This is a genomic window from Sunxiuqinia indica (assembly GCF_009847015.1).
Lineage (GTDB): Bacteria > Bacteroidota > Bacteroidia > Bacteroidales > Prolixibacteraceae > Sunxiuqinia > Sunxiuqinia indica.
Genome location: NZ_WVEM01000003.1, coordinates 139565 through 161152 on the forward strand (window position 1 = coordinate 139565; position 21588 = coordinate 161152).

Here is a 21588-nt window from a genome sequence, read left to right on the forward strand (position 1 = left end):
AAATTTATGAAAAAAAATCCAGAACGATGGGTATTGCCCAGGCATGCTCTGAAAAAAGGTTTGCAAATGATGAAATGCAGTTTAATTCTCTATTTTCTTGGAATAATTCAGGTTTTTGCATTGGACACTTATTCCCAACAAACCAAGTTTTCGATGAACTTTGAAAGTACACGACTGGAAAGCATCTTAAACGAAATCGAAAATCAAAGTGAGTATTATTTTCTGTACAACCAGGATTATGTCGATGTTGATCAGGTTGTAACTGTCGATGTAAAGGATCGCCGCATTGAGGAGCTTCTCAATAGCTTGCTCGAAACGACATCTATTGAGTTCGAAATATTCAATCGACAAATTGTACTTACCGAAAAGAATGATTTTTTAAGGCAGCAACAAAAAACAATTACCGGTAAGGTGACTGATTCAAATGATCTGCCACTGCCGGGAGTTACAGTAGTTATTAAAGGCTCAACAGTTGGAACGATTACTGATCTTGATGGAGAGTACCAAATTTCGGAAGTACCAACAAACTCGACTTTAGTTTTCTCTTTTGTTGGATTAAAAACTCAGGAAATCCAAGTTGAAGGTCGGTCTGCAATTGATGTTACAATGGTTGAAGATGCCATTGGACTGGATGAAGTTGTAGCTATTGGGTATGGTACTGTACGCAAACGAGACCTCACAGGTTCAGTTGTTTCCGTGGGAGCTGATAAGCTGGAAGAACGTCCGTACAGTAATGCTATGCAAGCATTATCTGGTCAGGTTTCGGGTGTTCAGATTACGCAAACACAGGGAGCTCCGGGGATCGCACCAACGGTTAAAGTTCGCGGTGCCTCATCAATAAATGCAGGTACTACGCCTTTGTATGTTGTCGATGGAATACCACTGGAAGATAACACGTCTAATTCAACTTCAACAGGAGCGAGTTCTGGAAGTAATATGGATTTTAACCGAAATCCACTGAATTATATTAACCCGAACGACATCGAATCTATTGAAATATTGAAAGATGCTTCATCGGCAGCTATTTATGGTTCTCGTGGAGCAAATGGTGTTGTGCTGATTACAACCAAGCAAGGTCAAGCCGGAGAAACTAAAATTGAAGCAAATTATGAGTTCGGTATTTCAAGAGTCAATCGCAAGACCGAGATGATGGATGCCAAACAATTTATCGAATTTCAGACAGCCGCCAGAAATAACTCGTGGGCGACAATTGTTGCCAATGATCCGAATGCAACCAGGGGTAATAACGTAACTGTTCCTGTTGAGTTTTCAGATTCTGAATGGCTCAATCGTATTGGCAATGGTACCGATTGGCAGGATGTTCTTTTCAGAACGGCACAGTCGCACAATATTCAGCTTTCTGCCTCCGGAGGTAATGAAAAAACACAATTCATGGTATCTGCAGGTTTCCTGGATTCAGAAGGAGTTGTTGATCAAAACACCTACAGTCGCATAAACCTTCGGTCAAATGTAAGGCATAAGTTTAATGATAGATCTCGCATGGGGCTTAACATCGGACTTAGCAGGGCACAAGAAGCTCCTTACGGAACGTCGGGAAAATCAGATGTAACAAGTTTGGCTTTGCAAAGCAACCCCATTTTCCCGCTTTATGTAGAAACAGGAAGTCTTGGATTCAAAGATCCCGAGTCAATATGGAATACCTTCGTTAAATATGGCCTTCAGCTGTGGCATCCTTATTCTCTAACCAGAGAAGCTGATAAAAAGAAGATCATGAATGTTGTGACTGCGAGCTCATATTTTGAATATGATGTCTTAAAAGATTTAACGTTCAAAACTTCAATGAGTACCAATGTAGAAAATACGTTTTACAACTTCTATTGGAACGAAGGGCAGAATTGGGGATACTCCGGATGGGTTCCTGCAACGGCCGATTTTATTACACTTCAATCCTATAACTGGGTGTGGGAGAATACGTTAAATTATAATAAAACTTTTAATGAAGTTCATGATTTAAGTGTTCTGGCAGGTTACAGTATTCAGGAGCAACGTACTGACTATAGTAATATGCGAGCTAGTAGTTTTCCGAATGATTTAGTTCACACCCTGAATGCAGGGGTGGTTAATAACGGGAGTACCTCAGCTCAGGACTGGTCATTGATTTCCTATTTGGCGCGTACCAATTATTCCTATAAAGGAAAGTACCTTGTTACAGCAGCTGTTCGTGCTGATGGTTCATCTCGATTTGGTTCCAATAATCTTTGGGGATATTTCCCTTCCGGATCGGTTGCTTGGCGTATGTCAGAAGAAGCATTTTTACAATCGACATCTTGGTTGGATAATCTGAAAGTTCGATTAAGCTATGGTGCGACTGGTAACAACCAAATCCCGAACTACGGAGCGATTGGTATTTTAGGTTACTCGCCATATGTTGCTGGCGATAATGTCGAGCAAGGGATTAGTACCGAGACTTTTGCTGATAAAAATTTAAAGTGGGAAAAGACAGGCCAAGTAAACTTCGGTGTTGATATGAGTATCCTCAATCAACGGGTAAATTTTTCTGGTGATATCTATTATTCTAAAACACGCGACCTATTGCTTGATGTTCCAATCCCAATCCTTACCGGATTCTCTTCAACTTTAACGAATGTTGGTGAACTGGAAAACAAAGGTTTTGAAGTAAATGTCAATACGCGTAATATCGATCGTAAATTTAAGTGGATGACTGATTTTAACATTTTTGCGAACCGCAATAAAGTGCTAAAGTTGGGCGAAAATGATGCTCCGATTGATATTAATGTAAGTAGTATGACATCGCGTACTGTCGTTGGTAAGCCAATTGGCATGTACTATGGTTATGTAATCGATGGCGTAATTATGTCGCAGGCAGAATTGAACAGTAATGAATACCCGGTATGGCCAGGCAGTGAACCCGGTGATCCCAGAGTGAAAGACGTTAATGATGATGGTAAAATTGATTCTGAAGACCGGACATTCCTGGGAAACTATCAGCCAACATTTCAATGGGGTATGACCAATACCTGGTCGTATGAAGGAATCGAATTGTCAGTAATGCTTAGAGGTTCGCATGGAGCTGAAGTGCTTAACCATAATGCCCGCTATCTAAAATCAGGAGTTGGAGGTGGTAACCGAAACATGTATGAAGTTGTTTCAAACTTCTGGCGGTCAGAATCGAATCCGGGTAATGGTGAAATACCTAAACCTCGTATGCTACCGACTACTGTTCGTGATTTTGGCTCCAGCTATTGGGTTGAAGACGGATCATTTGTTCGGATTCAAAACATTCGAATTGGCTATAACTTACCACAACGAATGGCTCAGAAGCTAAACGTAGGCGGAGTAAAACTCTATGTGAATATGGAAAATGTATATGTATTCTCTGACTACCTAGGATATGACCCGGAAGGAAGTACCTATCAAACTGGCGTTTTAGTAGGCTTTGATTATGGCGCCTATCCAAATCCGTTTACAGCTACAGCCGGAGTTAATATTACATTTTAAAAAACCAGATATAACTATTAAAACTAAGGAAAATGAAAAAAATATTATATATCCTGTTTTTAAGCTGCATAATTCTCTCTGGTTGTGGGGAAGAATTTCTTGATCGGACACCTATTTCAAATCCTAATGAAGCGGATTTTTATCAATCGCAGGAAGATATAGAAACAGGATTGTGGGCTGTATATAATTCATTGTATACCCTCTATGGTCCGGAGAGTTTACCATCGTTCTATGGCGAATTGATGTCAGATAATGCTTATAGTGATAATGCAGCAGGAAGAATTCAAGACTATGAGGGGTTTGAAAATCACACCATGAGCGACGATAATGAATTGGTGTTGGGCTATTGGAATAGCTACTACGAAGCTTTGTATGATATTAATAATATCATCACGAGTGCTGAAAATATCGAAGAAGGTAATCTGGATGGGTTAATTGGAGAGGCCAAGTTTTTGCGGGCTCTCTACTATTTCGATATGGTTCGGGCTTGGGGCGATGTGCCGTTGGTTACCACTCCGCTTAGTATTAGCGAAGCATATGCGCAAGGTCGCACCTCTGAGTCCATTGTTTACGAGCAGATTATTTCAGACTTGACATCGGCTGCATCCCTATTGCCAACCAAAGCGAATGAACGCTTCGTTGGTGCGGCAACTAGCGATGCTGCGAATACGCTTATGGGTAAAGTTTATCTTACCTTGGGCGATAAGTCAAAGGCAACAGAAGCTTTAATGAAAGTGTACGGTAAGTTTTCACTGGTACCCTATGCTGACTTGTGGGATTTGACTAAGAAGAATAATGCGTCATCTATCTTTGAAGTTCAGTATAAAGGTGGGATTTCTAACCCATACAGCAGATATTGGGCGATGTTCTCTCCGCTCGATAACCGTGTTGTTACGGCCTGGGGGGCAGGAATGAATCAGGTTACCATGGATTTGTGGAATGCCTACGAAGATGGCGATCCCAGACGAGATCTTTCTATTCAGGATGGTTACACAACTGCAAGCGGTGTAGAAGTGGACGTGAAATACCCTATTAAATGGAAAGATGAAAATGCTGATGTTGATGGATTAAGAGAAACAGCTGATAATAACTTTATTGTCTTGAGATATGCCGATGTTTTACTTATGCTTACTGAAGCGACCGGAGACGTTAAATATATGAATGAGGTTAGAGCTCGGGTCGGTCTACCGGCCTATGGTACCGCAGGATTTCCATCGGAGTATAATACCGTTCCTTTGGCGCTTGAACACGAACGCCGGGTTGAGCTCGCACTGGAGTTTCATCGTTGGTTTGATCTGAAACGTACAGGACGTGCCATTGAAGTATTGAAAAATAGTGGGAAAGGGATCACAATTAATGAGAATCAACTGTGGCTGCCTATTCCTCTCGAGGTGATTACACAAAACCCTGAAGTGATTAGTCAAAATGATGGCTACTAACATTTTTTATAACAATCGTTTTAGTTAAGTTAGATTGAAGACTGCTGGTTTGTTAATAATAACAGATTGGCAGTCTTTTTCTTTCTTCTGAGTTTTGTTTTTCAATAACGATTTTTGTTTTTAGAAAAATTGATGCTCTAACCAGCTAAACGACTCAAAAGTGGGAAGATTAGCCAATGGATATAACACAGGGAATTGGCATTGAAGACCATTATTTTATTCGGTCGTGATTTTGATGAAAATGGAGTGCTGCATGAATAATACGAACCGAAAATAGGTGAGCCTTTTCTTAATGACCGATTTCAAAATTGTAATTATTTGGTGATTAACAGGACTGCCAGATCAGAAGGCCGGGATTTGGTGGCTGAAATTTAAATCCAGCCTCTCAATTTATAATAGCCTAAGGCTGCCAGTTCTCGGGCAATCAGAATCTCGTATTTGAGGTGGTTCCAAAACTGGTAGCGAAAGGATTTGCTTTTTCCAATGTTTGGTATTGGTAGCTGATTTCCACCTAATTTGTCGTCGTCAAAGCTCAGATCAGCTTCCAGCGTGTTCTCAAATGCGGGCAAGGCATTTACACGCGTAAAACCAGCTTTCTGAAAGCACAGGACAGAACGCCTCGTGTGTTCGGGTGAGGTAACAATTAAAAGCGGCTTTTGTGTTAGTAATCGGCCATGGAAAAGGCGTAGATTCAGGGCTTGCCAGCGTGTGTTTGTTCCATGTTGCTCAAATAAAATCCGATCTTTCGAAATACCTCTTTTGATTAAATCAGTAGCTACTCGCTTGGGTGTGGAAAGTGAATCATTCAAATTTCCGGGTATGGAGATGATGACTTTACTTTCTGGAAATTGGAGAGCCGCATCTACCACAAACCAGGCTCGCATCAGGTTCGATTCACTGGGCATGCCACCGCCTCCGAGCATGACAATGTATGCCGGTTTTTCCTTTACTTCGGATAAACTGGTTCCCAGCCAATGATAGGCATAATAAGGGACAGTCGTGAAACTGAGACCCAGAATGATCAGGAAAAGGATGCCCGATGCAAAAACAAGCCGTTGAAATAATCTCAAAATTTTGATGCCCACTTTAACATTGTATTTGTTAAGCGACAGCAAAGTACAAAAAAGGGTGGTTCTGATCAAAATCAAGACACTGGTTTTAGCTTCAGGAGCTCTGATTTTCTGTTATCTTTGTTTATCAAGAAAAAAAAGATAATTGTGGACTTAAAAGTAAAAGAAGAAATCATCCGATTATATGAAGGTTATTTTCACGAAGAAATGACCGCTTTTGAAGTGCTGCCTCAATCCGGTTCGTATCGTGAGTATTGCCGGATTAAAAGTGCGAATCATCAGGCCATTGGTTCCTGGAATCAGGATGTGAAGGAAAATACCGCTTTCCTCGAATTTTCTGATCATTTTTTTAAACAGGGAATTTCCGTACCGGAAATCTATACGGTAAATAAGGAGAAAACTTGCTATATCCAAGAAGATTTGGGGAATCTCACTTTGTTTGATTATTTGAGTCGTACCCGTGAGTTGGAGGGCTTTTCGGAAAAAATAGTCAATGTGTATCAAAAAGTACTTATTGAACTTCCCAAGCTGCAGATCAAAGCCGGCAAGGGGATCAACTATAATGTCTGTTATCCGCGTGCGGCATTCGACAAGCAGTCGATGATGTGGGACTTGAACTACTTCAAGTACTATTTTCTGAAGCTGGCGAAAATCCCGTTTGATGAGCAGGCGTTGGAAGACGATTTTCAAAAGTTCAGTGATTACCTGCTGGCGGCAGAGAGCGACTTTTTCATGTTTCGTGATTTCCAGTCGCGCAACATTATGCTTCGCGACGGCAAGGTCGCTTTTATCGATTATCAGGGAGGACGAAAAGGGGCTTTACAATACGATTTAGCCTCCTTGCTTTACGATGCCAAAGCCGATATTCCTCAACCGGTTCGTAATGATTTGTTGGAGTTTTACCTGGATGAATTGGAGAAATACAATCCCAAAGATCGCGACGAGTTTAAAGCCTATTTTACCGGTTATGTGTTGATTCGTATTATGCAGGCCATGGGTGCTTATGGGTTTCGGGGATTTTATGAGAAGAAAGAGCATTTCCTGAAAAGTATTCCGTTTGCCCTGGAGAATTTGAGCTATTTGCTGAAGAACAATAATATTCCGATTGAATTGCCTGAATTGTATGGTGTTTTGGAAGCCGTAAGCGATTCTATTTTCCTGAAGAAAGTAGGTGAGAAAAATGGTACCTTAACCGTGACAGTCAGCAGCTTTTCATACAAAAAAGGTTTGCCGCAGGATACTTCCGGTAATGGGGGAGGCTATATTTTCGATTGCCGTGCTATTCATAATCCGGGACGATATGAAGAATACAAACAACTCACAGGAAAAGACCAGCCAGTTATTGACTTTTTGGAAGAGAAATCTGATGTAAAAGAATTTCTCAGTCATGTTTATGGTTTGGTTGATCAATCAGTACAAACCTATCTGTCGAGAGGGTTTACCCACCTGAGTGTTAACTTCGGCTGTACCGGCGGCCAACATCGGTCGGTATATGCTGCCGAGCAACTGGCAGCTCATCTGAAAGAAAAATACAAGGTCAATATATTGTTGTCTCATCGTGAGCAGGATTTTTAGCCAAGTAATTGAAAACGAATATAGTTGTTTAGTCGGTCGATTATTTCAATTTTGTACCGGTTAAATAGCTTGTTCGATTCGTTGGCGCTCAAAAATACAAGTAGAAATCCAGTTTGACTCATTTTCCAATCGTGATAGGTATCTCCATTTTCGATGTTCGTTACGAAAATTGGTTTGATGTAGTGTTGCGGATTCAACCCAGCGCAAAACAAGGTGTGATTTGCATGTCGGATCGCTTCTGCCAATTCGTGCTCATCGCGTAGTCCCGCATCGTACAAGTCGGTGCAGGAATAACGTAATTCACGGTCATGCAATCCTTCAATTAGGGCGCGCAACATGTCAGTCTCGATTTCAGGATATTTGATTAAGCTTTTCATAAACTTTCTATTTTCAGTTAAAACTTAGCCTGAGTTTCTCAAACAGTTCTTTTTGCGTAGGAGTTAGCTTTTCGGGGATCTGTATCTGAAGTTGAACCAACAGGTCGCCGGCTTGATTCGGTTTACCGTAAATTGGCATACCTTTCCCTTTTACTCTCAGTATTTTGTCGTTTTTAGTACCGGCCGGAATTTTGATTTTTATCTTTCCGTCCATTGTTTTAACCTTTGTTTCGCCTCCCAGCACAGCGTCAAACAAGCTGATCTGGTGACGTATCTTCAGGTCATTCCCGATTCGCTCAAATGAACTGTGTGGCAACACACGCAGGGTGACCATCAGGTTGCCGGGATCACCACTGCCACTTCCTTTCCCTCCTTTGCCCTTAAGCCGCAACACTTGTTTGTCGTAGGCACCGGGTTTTATTGTCAGCTTGATTTTCTCCTGTTGGAGCTGAATAATCTTACTGGTTCCGTGGAAGGCTTCCTCCAGGCTAATTCGAAGATCCGCTTGAAAGTCCTGCCCCTTGAAACCAAAGTTCGCGTTTCTTCCCCTTGAGCTTCGGGAACTTCCTCTGCTTCCAAAAAATGCGTCAAAGAAATCGGAAAAGCCGGATGAGCCAAAGCCGCCAAATACGTCGTTTAAGTCGTCTTCCGAATAGAATGTTTGTCCTTGCTGCCGGCCAAAACCTCCAAATGGATTGTGTCCTGAGTAAGCTCCACCCTGTTCAAACCGGTTCCAATTTTCGCCCAGCTCGTCATATTTTTTCCGCTTGTCAGGGTTGCTCAATACCGCGTGGGCTTCGTTTATTTCCTTGAACCGGCTTTCTGTTTCTTTGTCACCCTGATTTTTGTCCGGGTGGTACTTAATAGCCAGTTTTCGGTAGGCTTTCTTTATTTCGGCCTGCGAAGCATTTTTATCAACTCCAAGTATTTTGTAATAGTCTTTGTATTCCATTTCGGCTTCTTGTTTAAAATCAGCAAAAAAGGGGTGTCCGTTGGTTGGTCACCCCTTTTTCATTGAGGACGGGGCCACCGGTCCGTTAATTAATTTCAATTTTTTTTGCAGGTTTTGGCTTCGCTTCCTCTTTCTTGGGAATTGCAATTTTCAGTACTCCATTTTCATATTTAGCCGAAATCTTATCACTTTCTGCGGTCTGCGGCAAAGTGAACGAACGGCTAAACGATTGATAACTGAATTCACGTTGGGTAAACTGCTGTCCTTTTTTCGTTTCGCTGTCTACTTTTTTTTCAGATGAAATGGTCAGCAAGCTGTTTTCAAGGTCAATTTTGAAATCTTTTTTTTCAAACCCTGGTGCGGCCATTTCCACTTCAAACCCACCATCGTCTTCCTTAATGTTTACCGAAGGAAGTGTTGTGTTCGTGTTTGAAAAATTACGTGTTGAAAAATCCATCCAGTTACGGTCGAAAAGATCATTAAAAAATTTCGGCCATAATGGAAAGTTTTCGTGTTTTTTAATTCCATTCATAACAACCTTCTTTTTTAATGTTACACTTCTTCATTATTGATCATCCCTTGGATGATTCTGATCATTTAACGGAAATTGGTCCATGAAAAACTGATTTTTCAGGGAGTCCATTTGCCAGAACAATGAATCCATACGCTTCATGTTGTTGCGAAAACGCTCCGAAAAAAAGTCTTTTCTGTAGAAATCGTATTTCAGCAAAGAGTCCTCGAAAAAGAAATCATTAAAATAGGACTTGCCGGAGAACGGATACTGCTGGTTGAAGCGATTTTTGAATTCATTTAAGATGCTGTCGGCTAGTAAGGTATTACCCTCAATATTGGAGTAAAACCGGGTGTACGTTGAGTCGTATCTGATCAGGTTACCGTCATCATCAAATTCCTTGTTCACCAAGATATCGGTTTTTGGTGAAATTGAATCGGTGGACGGATTTCCTTTTTTTTCGCCCTGACCGGTACAGCTGCCTAATAACAGGACGAATAGTAACATGGATAAGCAAATGCGTTTCATAATCTTCCTTGTTTATTCGTTAGATGATTAATTTGGCAAATGCAAGCTATTCTGCTTTTTCAATTGGCAGGCCTTGTTTTCGACCTGCCTTTAGAATTTCCGGTTTAGGGTATTATTCTTACCCGGTGGTAAGGTCGAATACCGTTTGATTTTTGATGTTCCGGTTAATTCTTACTTGATTTCAATTTGTTTGGGTGGTTTTGGCTTAACCTCTTCTTTTTTGGGAATGTTAACTTTCAGAATTCCATTTTCATACCTGGCCGCGATTTTTTCACTTTCAACAGTTTGGGGCAAGGTAAATGAACGGCTAAAGGATTGGTAGCTAAACTCACGCCTGGTAAATTGTTGCCCTTTTTTTGTTTCGTCTTCCATCTTTTTCTCTGAGGAGATGGTGAGCAGGCTGTTGTTCAAGTCGATTTTGAAATCTTTTTTATCGAAACCCGGAACAGCCACTTCAACTTCAAAACCATCGTTGTCTTCCTTAATGTTTACAGCGGGCAAAGTGGTATTCGTTGTTGAATAATTCCGGTTTGACCAGTCAAATAAATTCGTATCAAAAAAGCGGTCAAATAAATCCGGATACTGATTTGAAAATCTGGTTAGTGCCATCATTTTATCCTCCATACTTTTTAGTTAAACATTTATTTTTTCGATGTAAAAAAAATCAAATTAAATGCCAGAGGTTGTGAAAAGACAAATTTTCAAGCCTTAGCTGTCATTTGTTCAGTTGTACAGCTTAATGCATGCTGCCTGCCCGATTGGATGCATTGTTTTAAAATGTCATTATGGCAGCCTGAAAGGTGGATCAACACTGAATAAATCAGCTTTTGTTATTGATTGCTTTTCAGGCTGATTTGGCCTCGGAGGGACATCCTTGCTGGTACTCGGCAATAATTTTACTGACCTGTTGTGGAGACACCCGTCCGTATACTTTTTCGCCCACTGTTACAACAGGGGCTAATCCGCAAGCACCCACACAGCGCAGGCTGCTAAGGGAGAATTTACCGTCGGGCGATGTTTGCCCGACTTCAATGTTCAATTGGCGTTTAAATTCGGTGAGCACCTGTTCGGCACCGCGCACGTAGCAGGCAGTTCCCATGCAGATGGATATCGGATGTTCACCCTGTGGCAGCATGGTAAAGAACGAATAGAAGGTGACCACACCGTACACTTTGGCCAGCGACATTTTTAATTCTTTGGCAATTACTTCCTGCACTTCGGCAGGTAGGTAACCCAGTTTATTTTGTACCTGGTGCAAGACGTTGATTAACTCACCTTCCTGGTTGTCAAACTGAGCGCAGATTTCTTTTATTTGATTGATTGTATTTTCTGCAAGTTTTATTTTCGGCATCGTGTTTTTGTTTTACAATTAAATTCGTTTTCTGACTATGACTCATTTTTTAGCTCCTGTCAAAATACTCGGTGTGCAGCAAGTGATGTGCTTTTTCACTCATTGGCTCTCCTAAGAACTCGTCATACAATTTTTTGATGTATGGGTTTTCGTGCGACTTTCGGATGCTCTTGTTTTTGTCTTCAGCATAAATCGCCTTTTGACGTTTTTTCAAAATTTCTACATCTCCGTGATGGTAGGGTTGTCCGCCGCCTCCAATACAACCTCCGGGGCACGACATGATTTCAATGGCGTGGAATTCACTATTGCCGGCCTTGATCTCTTCCAGTAATTTCCGTGCATTTCCAAGTCCGTGTGCAATACCAATATTGATGGGGAGTCCGTCAAAATCGATGGTTGCCTTACGCAATCCTTCCATGCCACGCAGCTCCTCAAAATCCAGCCGTTCCAGCGTTTTGCCGGTTTGGACCTCGTAAGCCGTGCGAACGGCAGCTTCAATAACACCACCTGTTGTCCCGAAGATGACACTGGCTCCGGTTGATTCTCCCATTGGATTGTCAAATTCTTCGTCGGGCAAAGACTTGAAATCAATGTTTGCCAGATTGATGATTTGTGCTAATTCTCTTGTTGTTAGGGCATAATCTACATCCGGGTTGCCGTCAACAGCAAATTCGTCTCGGCTGCTTTCGTATTTCTTGGCCACACAGGGCATGATGGAAACGACCACCAGGTCTTCTCGTTTTACCGCCATTTTTTCGGCCAAATAGGTTTTTGCTATCGCACCAAACATTTGTTGAGGAGAACGGGCTGTTGATGGAATATCTTTCATCCCCGGAAAATGATGCTCGAAAAATTTCACCCAAGCAGGGCAGCAGGAGGTTAGTATTGGTAGTTTGACCTCCTTGTCGCCTGCAAGGTATTTGTTGAGGCGGCCGAGCAATTCTGTTCCTTCTTCCATAATGGTGAGGTCGGCAGCAAAGTCGGTGTCAAATACATGATCAAAACCTAAACGGCGCAGGGCAGCAGCCATTTTACCCGTAACCAATGAGCCGGCTTCCATGCCAAATTCTTCACCTAGTGCAGCACGTACGGCAGGTGCAGTTTGTACAATAACTGTTTTTGTTGGATCGGAAAGTGCCCGAATGACAGCTCCGGTTTCATCCACTTCAGTTAATGCGGCGGTGGGGCAAACGGCTACACATTGTCCGCAGTAAGTGCAGGATGAATGATCCAAGTTCATTTCGAATGCCGGTGATACCACAGCCTCGAATCCACGGTTGATGGTTGAAAGCACTCCAACAGTTTGTACTTCGTTACACATGGTTTCGCAGCGTCGACAAAGAATACATTTGTCGATCTCGCGAATGATAGCAGGGCTGGTGTCCTCACGGTAGTGTGATTGCTCCCCCTGATAATGGATTTCTCGGATTCCAAGGTGATGAGCTATATTCTGTAAATCGCACTTCCCCGATTTTGCACAGATCAGGCAGTCGGCAGGATGGTCAGACAAAATCAGCTCAACAATGGTTCGACGGGCGTTAACCGCACGCATGGAGTGAGTGCTGATTTCCATTCCATCTGCTACTTCAGTACAGCAAGCCGGAGCCAAATTGCGTCTTCCTTTTACTTCTACAACACAAACGCGGCAACCGCCGGGTTTGTTTTCAATATTCATATCATGCAAATGCATGTGGCAAAGCGTTGGTACATCAATGCCAATACTGGATGCAGCTTCCAATAAGGTTGTTCCTTTTTTAACAACCAGGGATTTATTGTCGATGGTTAAATTGATCATTTCCATAGTTTTCTTTGTTTACGCGATTTTAATTGCATCAAACTTACATTTGTCATAGCAGGCTCCACATTTGATGCAAAGCGATTGGTCGATGTAGTGTGGATTGCGCTTTTCTCCTGAAATCGCTCCAACGGGGCAGTTTCTGAAGCACAGTGTACAGCCGGTACATTTTTCATCGGTAATAACATATTGCAACAGAGCTTTACATTGACCTGCCGGGCATTTGCCATCATTAACGTGAGCTTCGTATTCGTGCATGAAATTGTCTAAGGTTGAAAGAATCGGGTTTGGAGAAGTCTGTCCCAGTCCGCACAATGACGAATCCTTAATGACATGACTAAGCATGCGTAGTTTGGTCAAGTCTTCCGGCGTTCCTTTTCCGTCAGTAATTTTTTCGAGAATTTCGTACAACCGCTTGTTCCCGATCCGGCAAGGTGTGCATTTTCCACAGGATTCGTCCAGGGTAAATTCAAGGTAGAATTTGGCGATTGATACCATACAGTCATCTTCATCCATTACGATCATACCTCCAGATCCCATCATAGAGCCGGCCGCAAGTAAGTTATCATAGTCGATTGGAGTATCCAGAAAATCGTTGGTTAAACAACCACCGGATGGGCCACCAGTCTGCACCGATTTAAATTCTTTACCATTTTTAATCCCTCCACCTATATCATAAATGACTTCGCGAAGAGTAATGCCCATCGGAACTTCGATCAATCCAACGTTGTTGATTTTTCCGGCCAGAGCAAAAACTTTGGTTCCTTTTGATTTTTCGGTTCCAATGCTGCTAAACCAATCTGCTCCCTTGGTAATGATGGGAGGGATGTTGGCAAACGTTTCCACGTTGTTCACGTTGGTCGGCTTTCCAAGGTAGCCCTCTTGTGATGGGAATGGTGGTTTAAATGTTGGCTCGCCACGCTTGCCTTCCATAGAGTGGATCAGGGCTGTTTCTTCGCCACACACAAATGCACCGGCTCCGTAGCGGATTTCAATTTCGAAACTGAAATCGGAACCCAAAATATTTTCACCAAGTAAGCCATACTCGCGAGCTTGGGTTAAGGCCGTTTTTAATCGCTGAATAGCCAGCGGATACTCTGCGCGGATATATACCAAGCCTTTGTTTGCTCCGATGCAGTAACCGCAAATGGCCATTGCTTCGATGACGGTGTGCGGATCACCTTCCAGAATGGAGCGATCCATAAATGCGCCGGGGTCGCCTTCATCTGCATTGCAAACCACGTACTTTTGTTCGTTCTCGACCTTGCGGGTGATGTCCCATTTCAGTCCGGTTGGGAAACCGCCGCCTCCACGTCCACGAAGGCCTGAATCCATAATCATTTTAATGGCGCTTTCGGGTGTTAGTTCTTCCAGACATTTTCCGAGAGCTGAATAGCCATCGTTTCCAATATATTCTTCGATATTTTCAGGATTGATAAAACCGCAATTTCGCAAAGCAATACGGACTTGTTTTTTGTAAAAGTCCATGTTTTTGCTCTCCGTAATTTGCACTTTTGTATTGGGGTCGGTGTACAATAGATGATCAACCTGACGTCCTTTCACAATGTGCTCGTTTATAATTTCTCTGGTATCGTCAGGTGTAACTGAAACATAGAAGGTATTATCCGGTTGGACTTTCACAATGGGGCCTTGTTCGCAAAAACCAAAACATCCGGTATGAATTACCTGAACGTCATTTTCGAGGCCAACTTCCTGTAATTGATTTTTAAAATTGTTTTTTATCTGTTCACTTTGTGAAGCCTTACATCCGGTACCTCCACAAACCAACAGGTGCATTTTGTAGTCAGTCATTATTCGAGTAGTTTATAGTGGGTCAAAGGGTTTTGTAGCTAACCGGTATGATGCCATCTACCAGTTCATTCAATTTAATATGCTTGTCGATAATTTCCTGTGCCTTCGTCTTATTTACATCGCCATAAACGACAGGTTGGTTGCCGGGAATGGTAAGCTCAATAGTTGGTTCGGCATAGCAATATCCCATGCATCCGGTTTGGGTAACCAGAGCATCGATTCCTTGGTGTTCGAGTTCTTCGATAAAATAATTCATCGTGTCTTTTGCTCCTGAAGCGATTCCGCAGGTGGCCATCGAAACTTTTATCTGAATCAGGTTTTCGGGATGATCTCCTTTTTCTCGAAGTTTAATTTTTGACTGAACCTCTTCTTTCAATTTTTTAAGGTCAGCAAGTGATTTAACTTTTGTCATGGTATATTGTTTATGGTTTTTTAATCAGTAAGTTATGTCTTCTGGTTTACAAATTTCACTCGATTTTAACAATTAGAATCTAATTTTCGTCATTATTCGCTTATTTGAATCTGTTCTAAATTACCCAGAATCATCTCTTTCAAAAATAGTTGTATCTCAGGTGTTGAAAGCGGTATTCCATCAAGCTCCTTTTTTATTTCACGGGTGTCGAATTCAAATGTACCCTTGCTGGTTTGATGCGTGTAAAGAAGGTCAGCCTGGGTTTCATTCGAAATCAAGATCAACAGGCATCCTGCAATATCGCCAATAATAGGCCTGTCGAAATGATGAAATCCAAAACTGACAGTTAATGTCGTTCCGATTTTTTCGGTAGATTGAAGTTGAAACTGCCCGTTTGTTTGCTCCGCGTTTTGTTTCAGTAACGGAATTCCCAACCCAACTTTTCGGGTTGTCCTTGAGGTGAAAAAAGGATTTTCAGCTTGCTTCACTTGGTGTTGCTTCATGCCCTCTCCATCGTCTTTTATTTGGATGGACAATAAGTCTTCGTCAGGCAATTCCTTTACGTGAATCTGGATTAAGCCGGCATTGGCTCTGATGGAGTTTTGTGCAATGTCTAAAATATGGAGAGACAACTCATTCATGATTCAATTTTTACAAATCTTCCGTTCTTTTGATTTAAAGCGCATCGAAGTTCCTGGAACGTGGGCTCAAACAGGTGAAAAGAGGTGTGTGCTGAGCCAACATCTTCTATGTAATGAGCGTCGGACGCTGTGATCAGGCTTACTTCCTTATGAATGTCGTACTGCCGCCTGATTTTGTTTTCCGAAGCAAATTTTGAAAGTTGCATACCATCAACATTCATATCAGAGGGCAGATAGCCCAGTTGACTATATATACTACTGATGGGGCGGTCGATATGGGCTGGAATGAAAATTCCGTTAAGCTGGTGCGTGTATTTTTCAATTGTTTCCAAATCAACCTGAAGTGGACTCAACAAATAGTGTGGTGAATGATGAACGATGTTATTTCGATCGTCTACTATTACCTGATGACCATTGTACTCCGGCTTGTTGGGTATTTTTGGCAGATGTTGATCTAGAAACTGCTGAAATTGATCTCGGGTATAGTCATCTTCAAACAGGCAAATTGCATGGACTTCTTCCTTGCTGTTCACTTCACATCCATTGATTACGAGCAGGTTTGTTCCTTCGGCATGTTTTTTTACCATCGCACATTGCCTGGTCGCATTATGATCGGTGATCGCGATAATATCAATTCCTCGGTCAATAGCTTTTTGTACAATTTTATCAGGGCTCATTTCCAAATCAGCACATGGCGACAAAACGGTGTGAATATGTAAATCGGCCCGATATTTTTTCATTATTGCTGTTTCAACAACGCATAAAGTTTTCCGCTTATATCGAAGGTTGAATCAGAGGTTGACAGAATGGGGATTTGCTCCTCATTGCTGTGTTCGATCGTGCTTTTGTGGGGCTGCAGTCCTTTTACCAGAATGACAGCTGCCAAATCTTTCAGCGAAGCAATAGCCATTACATTTTGATGTACCTGCAGCGTAATCCAAAGCTGTTCTTCCTTAGCATTGCCCATCACATCGCTCAATAAGTCGGAAACATACGCTCCGCTAATTTCCCGGTCAAGTCCTTTTTCTCCGGAAATTACTTTTAAATTTAGTTGTTCTATTAAATCAGAAACCTTCATTTCTTTTTCCTCGTTTATTACAATCAGCCTGAAATCTTTTTTCTCCCCACTTCTTTTCCACATTTCGGAAAGCCTTTGTTGTGCTGATTTTTCCTTCGTCTTCCCACATTTGTTGCAGAAATACGCAATCAGACATTTTTGCTTTTCCGTTTACCATGTCTTCGGCTAGTGCCTGGCAGTTTGGAGCACCGCATGCACCGCAATCAACGCCAGGTAAAAAGCAGATTATCCGTTGGGCCCGGTTCATTTTTTCCAGTGCCCGAACACGATCTTTATCCAGACTAAATGCAGGTTTGGGGGTGATTTTATCGGCGATTAGTTTTTGTTTTATCTCTTTCGAACCTTTTATTGCTTCACTATCTTTTAGCTTCCAGGCTTGTGGGTAACGTTTTGCACGGCGCTCAAGCCTGGTTACGGTTAAAAAACGATTGCCCGTCATCAAAATTCCTCCGGCACAACTTTGGTCGCAGGCACGAAGTTCCAAAAAGTCGATCTCCGGTACCTCTTCGTTTTCCAGGCGTTCCAAAAATTTAATGACATTGTGAATGCCGTCAATGGCCATGCTGCGTTCTCCAAAGTGAATCGATTCGCCACGGGTCAGGCTCCACAGAATGCCGTCGCGACTTAAATTTTCGCGCAAATGACTGGTGTCTTCCGCTTCCTTGTCATTGATAACTTGCATCACCCGGTTGTATAAATCATTCATATTGATGATGCCATCAGCAATCGACTCTTTTTCACCAACCGGGCTTTTCACCGAACTAATTTTTGCATTGCAAGGGGTAATGTAAAACAGGCCAATTTCATCCTCTTTAGCACCTTGTTTTTTCAATTCGTTAATGGCAAAGTGAGCTCCCAAATCGTGCGGTGATTTCCGCTGAATCAGGTTTTCGGTTAACGAAGGGTAGCGAATCTGTATCAGGCGTACAATTGCCGGGCAAAAACTAGATATGTGTGGTTTATTGTTGGGTGAAGTTTTGCAGTATTGCTTCATCGAGTCCTTCAAAATGCCAATTGGCTGTTCCACTTCAAAAGCGTGGGTAAAGCCAATTTTTAGCAGGGCTGCATAGATCTGATTTTCAGTATATTTTTCAGGAAACTGGCCAATCATAACAGCCGGAAATAAAGCCACCCTGTATTTGAATGTTTGGGAAATCTTTAAGTCATCCTGCTCCACGTAGATAGCTTTGGCCGGGCAGGCACGCATACAGTGTCCACAGTCAACGCATCGTTCTTTCGATATTTCAGCTAACCCACCAACTACTCGAATAGCTTCGGTCGGACAAGCTTTCATGCAATGGATACACCCAATGCATTTCTTTTCGTCGACTGTTAATGCGTGATATGTTTTTGCCGTTACCATTAAAAATGATTGACCATTTTAACTGTTGTTCCCTTATTTACGGTTGACTCAATCGTTAGCTCATCCGTATTTTTTTTGATGTTGGGAAGCCCCATTCCTGCTCCAAATCCCATTTCTCTTACTTTTTTACTCGCCGTGGAGTAACCTTCCTGCATTGCCAAATCAACATCGGCTATTCCCGGTCCTTTGTCGGAGATTACCGTCGTAATTTTGTCTGATTCAATATGAACCTGAATAAGGCCTTCAAAAGCATGTGCTACTACATTCACTTCTGCCTCGTACATGGCAATTACGATGTTTTTGATGCAACGTGAATCAACCCCCAATTGCTTGAGCATTTTTTTGATTTCACTCGAAGCATGACCGGCTCGCGAAAAATTTCCTCCCTCTATTTGAAACTCCAGATTCATATTCAATAAACTGGTTTTAGTCCTGCCTGGTACAACAGACCACTGGCTTTAAATAGCGTGAATGGCGATTCCAAAATGCACATGTTATTTTCTTTAGCAAGCGCAAGCATCTCATCGTTTAATTTCTTATTGCGCACAAACACAATGAATTTGATGTCTGCCATCTCAGATGTGCGGATCGTTTGTAAATTACACAATCCGGTAATCAGGAGCAGATTGTCGGTGTCCAGTGTCAGGACATCACTCATTAAATCAGAGCTGTACCCTCGCTCTATCGTTGCTGATGAATACTTATTTCCACAGATGATTGTGGCAGATAAAAGTTCGCAGATTTGACTGACTTGCATGTTCTTGTAAAGATTTTTGCAAAGATCACCGAAAAGTTCGAAATGGAACAAAATTTCGTCTACATAATGCATTTAAACCTCAAATTTAGATTGATTTGAAATAAGCCTTTTCAGTTTTTAATTTTTAATTTAGCGGTAGTGGGAGGACGGTGCCGTGTTCAGGCACAGTGGACAGGTAGAAGTAACAGTGATTGGTAAGTGAAAACCAAAATTAAGTCGTTAGTCGTAATGACAACTGTCTCGTAGCCAACCTACAATGATCAATGAAGAATTAGCTAATTATCCAATACCAACGACAATGATATATGATGACCAGTCTTTTCATTCGGATATGATTCAGTATCCGGATTTGCATCAGAAAATTATTGATGCTTTACCGATCCCGATTTTCTATCGCGATATCAACGGCATATATAAAGCCACCAACAAAGCACATGAGAATTTTATAGGCTTAAAAAAGGAAGAGATCATTGGCAAAACGGTGTTTGACGTTCAGCCGACGGATATTGCTGAAATGTATGCCCGGCGTGATCAAGAGTTATTTGAAACGCCGGTTGATCAGAGCTATGAAACTAAGTTTCGTTTATCGGACGGATCAATGCACGATGTGATTTTCAACAAAGCTGTGATTCGAAATGATGAGAATGAAATTATCGGCATCGTCGGTTCGATCCTCGATATAACTGATCGGAAGAAGGCAGAACGAAATCTGGAACAAGCCCAGGAAGCTTCCGTTATTGCATCTGCAATGATGCACAAAATCAGAGCTGGAGTCATTATCGTAGATCAGGATTTTAAGGTCATTGATTCAAACCAGGGATTCGCACGCCTGTTTGGGGAAGAGTTGGAAGAACTGTATGATACAATACCCGGATTGCAAGGAGCCGAACTCAGTTCACTAATTCCGGAGGTGGTTTTTAAAATGTTCGCTTCGTTAATGGTCTCAGGCGAAAATATGTTGGAACGCGATCTGAAAATACAAAACCGCTTGTTGCATGTTTCGGTGATTTCGATCTACAAAAATAGAGTTGTTGGGGCATTGATTCGAGATATGTCAGCTCCTTTGTTAGTCAGGGAGGAAATCATTAGCCGGGCACAACGCGTGAACAAGCAAAATCTGGATACCGTGCAAAAGATTGCTTTTTTGTTGGGTGAAAATGCGGCTCAAACGGAGGAATTACTCAACTCCATTATTCAATCGTATAAATATGGGGAGGACGACAACTAATGGCTGATTATCACTTTGATGTTGATATTCAACAGCAACTACCTAAAGGTGAGGTAGTTTGTGGTGATGTGTTTTACACCCGTCGAATTAAGGAAGAAGGTCGTGTAATTATGGTTTTGTCTGATGGAATTGGACATGGTGTAAGGGCGAATGTTTTAGCCACATTAACGGCTTCAATGGCTTTAAGCTATTCCTCCTTACACACGGAACCTGATGTGGCAGCCAAGGTTTTTATGCGTGCTTTGCCTCGCAGCAGCGATGGAAAAGAAAGCTACGCCACATTCACGATTATTGAAATTGAAGTAGATGGATTGGTTCGGATCGTGAATTATGATAATCCACCAACTTTAATTTTCCGCAAAGGCGAATACTTTTCGCCTAACGAAATTGAAGTAAATATCAGGGGAGAAGAGAATGTAGGCAAAATTTTGCGTATCCGAGAGTTCACACCGATTAAAGGCGACCGGATTATTTTTATGACCGATGGAGTTGTCCAAAGTGGGTTGGGGGGTAAAAAATATCCGATGGGCTGGGGAATAGAGCAGGTGCATGAGTTTGCAAAAAGGCAGATTTCCCGCGAAAATAAAATTTCGGCTACTCGTCTGGCACGGAAGATTTTAAACCAGGCTGCCATGAATGATGGATTTAATTTGAAGGATGATACCAGTTGTGGCATTGTTCACTTTCGAAAACCCCGAGAGTTTATGCTGATAACGGGACCTCCGTTCTATAAAATTAAAGATGTGGATTTTGTGAAACGAGTGACAGAGTTCCCGGGCAAGAAAATTATATGTGGTGGTACAACTGCTGAAATTATTGCCCGCGAACTGGGTTTGGAAGTCAATATCCAGCATCGGTATGCTGGAGAGTCGATTCCTCCGGCGGCCGAAATGGAAGGTTTTGAAATGGTGACGGAGGGCGTGTTGACGATGGGAAAAGTGGAGGAAGTTCTTGAAAACTACACCCGTGAAACCCGCTTGGGAAACAGCCCGCCGGAAGAAGTGGTGAAATTGTTGCTGGAGCACGATATTATTCACATTATTGTAGGTACTCGAATTAATTGGGCTCATCAGGATCCGGAGCAGCCAATTGAGCTTGAGATACGCAAGTTTGTTGTAAAACGGGTGGTTCGTTTACTGGAAGAACGTTTTTTAAAGAATGTAACTTTAGAGTTGGTCTAATGAGCATTGTTAGGGAGGATTGAATTCAGCCCGTTTAA

The 21588-nt window shown here is 42.1% G+C and carries 21 protein-coding genes; 5 read left to right on the forward strand and 16 right to left on the reverse strand.

The genetic code is table 11. The features are described 5' to 3' along the window. Positions 1-6 precede the first annotated feature (6 nt). A complete protein-coding gene (locus GR929_RS05875; protein WP_159518012.1) occupies positions 7-3480 on the forward strand; it encodes a SusC/RagA family TonB-linked outer membrane protein in 3474 nt (1157 codons plus the stop codon). Positions 3481-3512: 32 nt separating this feature from the next. After that, a complete protein-coding gene (locus tag GR929_RS05880; RefSeq protein WP_159518013.1) occupies positions 3513-4919 on the forward strand; it encodes a RagB/SusD family nutrient uptake outer membrane protein in 1407 nt (468 codons plus the stop codon). A gap of 371 nt (positions 4920-5290) precedes the next feature. Here the strand turns inward: GR929_RS05880 and GR929_RS05885 are convergent, their stop codons facing one another. Then, complete coding sequence (locus GR929_RS05885; protein WP_159518014.1) at positions 5291-5989, reverse strand: YdcF family protein; 699 nt, start codon at positions 5987-5989, stop codon at positions 5291-5293. Between the two features lie 147 nt (positions 5990-6136). On the opposite strand from GR929_RS05885, the gene GR929_RS05890 reads away from it, so the two are divergent. Continuing rightward, positions 6137-7564, forward strand: a complete 1428-nt coding sequence (locus GR929_RS05890) for a RapZ C-terminal domain-containing protein (protein WP_235934094.1) — start codon at positions 6137-6139, stop codon at positions 7562-7564. On the opposite strand, the gene GR929_RS05895 is transcribed toward GR929_RS05890, so the two are convergent. From GR929_RS05895 to GR929_RS05965, 15 genes are all read right to left on the reverse strand, one after another. After that, entirely contained in the window at positions 7561-7941 is a 381-nt protein-coding gene (locus GR929_RS05895) for a hypothetical protein (RefSeq protein ID WP_159518015.1), read from the reverse strand. The genes GR929_RS05890 and GR929_RS05895 overlap by 4 nt on opposite strands. Before the next feature lie 13 nt (positions 7942-7954). After that, the gene (locus GR929_RS05900) at positions 7955-8893 is read right to left on the reverse strand and encodes a DnaJ C-terminal domain-containing protein (protein WP_159518016.1); all 939 of its coding nucleotides are present in this window, start codon (positions 8891-8893) and stop codon (positions 7955-7957) included. 85 nt (positions 8894-8978) lie between these two features. Beyond that, a complete protein-coding gene (locus GR929_RS05905) occupies positions 8979-9425 on the reverse strand; it encodes an Hsp20/alpha crystallin family protein (RefSeq protein ID WP_159518017.1) in 447 nt (148 codons plus the stop codon). A gap of 33 nt (positions 9426-9458) precedes the next feature. Then, entirely contained in the window at positions 9459-9932 is a 474-nt protein-coding gene (locus GR929_RS05910) for a hypothetical protein (RefSeq protein WP_159518018.1), read from the reverse strand. 171 nt (positions 9933-10103) lie between these two features. After that, positions 10104-10556: an Hsp20/alpha crystallin family protein gene (locus tag GR929_RS05915; protein WP_235934098.1), complete on the reverse strand. Its 453-nt coding sequence runs from the start codon at positions 10554-10556 to the stop codon at positions 10104-10106. Positions 10557-10776: 220 nt separating this feature from the next. Beyond that, positions 10777-11283 (reverse strand): NADH-quinone oxidoreductase subunit NuoE, encoded by a 507-nt coding sequence (gene nuoE / locus GR929_RS05920; RefSeq protein ID WP_159518019.1) that lies wholly within the window; start codon positions 11281-11283, stop codon positions 10777-10779. Positions 11284-11332: 49 nt separating this feature from the next. Further along, positions 11333-13084 (reverse strand): NADH-dependent [FeFe] hydrogenase, group A6, encoded by a 1752-nt coding sequence (locus GR929_RS05925; RefSeq protein ID WP_159518020.1) that lies wholly within the window; start codon positions 13082-13084, stop codon positions 11333-11335. A 12-nt stretch (positions 13085-13096) separates the two neighbouring features. After that, a complete protein-coding gene (locus GR929_RS05930) occupies positions 13097-14890 on the reverse strand; it encodes an NADH-quinone oxidoreductase subunit NuoF (RefSeq protein ID WP_159518021.1) in 1794 nt (597 codons plus the stop codon). A gap of 22 nt (positions 14891-14912) precedes the next feature. Next, positions 14913-15302: a (2Fe-2S) ferredoxin domain-containing protein gene (locus tag GR929_RS05935; protein ID WP_159518022.1), complete on the reverse strand. Its 390-nt coding sequence runs from the start codon at positions 15300-15302 to the stop codon at positions 14913-14915. 92 nt (positions 15303-15394) lie between these two features. Then, complete coding sequence (locus GR929_RS05940) at positions 15395-15943, reverse strand: ATP-binding protein (protein ID WP_159518023.1); 549 nt, start codon at positions 15941-15943, stop codon at positions 15395-15397. Further along, on the reverse strand, positions 15940-16683 hold the full coding sequence (locus GR929_RS05945) for a PHP domain-containing protein (RefSeq protein WP_159518024.1): 744 nt from the start codon (positions 16681-16683) through the stop codon (positions 15940-15942). Before GR929_RS05945 ends, GR929_RS05940 begins: the two co-directional genes overlap by 4 nt. Next, positions 16683-17021, reverse strand: coding sequence for a DRTGG domain-containing protein (locus GR929_RS05950; protein WP_159518025.1), 339 nt, complete (start codon positions 17019-17021; stop codon positions 16683-16685). The genes GR929_RS05945 and GR929_RS05950 overlap by 1 nt, the downstream gene beginning before the upstream one ends. Beyond that, positions 17008-18384, reverse strand: coding sequence for a [Fe-Fe] hydrogenase large subunit C-terminal domain-containing protein (locus tag GR929_RS05955; protein ID WP_159518026.1), 1377 nt, complete (start codon positions 18382-18384; stop codon positions 17008-17010). The genes GR929_RS05950 and GR929_RS05955 overlap by 14 nt, the downstream gene beginning before the upstream one ends. Then, a complete protein-coding gene (locus GR929_RS05960; RefSeq protein ID WP_159518240.1) occupies positions 18384-18794 on the reverse strand; it encodes an ATP-binding protein in 411 nt (136 codons plus the stop codon). The genes GR929_RS05955 and GR929_RS05960 overlap by 1 nt, the downstream gene beginning before the upstream one ends. A gap of 2 nt (positions 18795-18796) precedes the next feature. Continuing rightward, positions 18797-19141: a hypothetical protein gene (locus GR929_RS05965; RefSeq protein ID WP_159518027.1), complete on the reverse strand. Its 345-nt coding sequence runs from the start codon at positions 19139-19141 to the stop codon at positions 18797-18799. Positions 19142-19397: 256 nt separating this feature from the next. Between GR929_RS05965 and GR929_RS05970 the strand changes: the two genes are divergently transcribed. Both GR929_RS05970 and GR929_RS05975 read left to right on the forward strand, forming a co-directional pair. Beyond that, a complete protein-coding gene (locus tag GR929_RS05970) occupies positions 19398-20369 on the forward strand; it encodes a PAS domain-containing protein (RefSeq protein WP_159518028.1) in 972 nt (323 codons plus the stop codon). Next, positions 20369-21550, forward strand: a complete 1182-nt coding sequence (locus GR929_RS05975; RefSeq protein WP_159518029.1) for a SpoIIE family protein phosphatase — start codon at positions 20369-20371, stop codon at positions 21548-21550. The genes GR929_RS05970 and GR929_RS05975 overlap by 1 nt, the downstream gene beginning before the upstream one ends. Positions 21551-21588 lie beyond the last annotated feature (38 nt).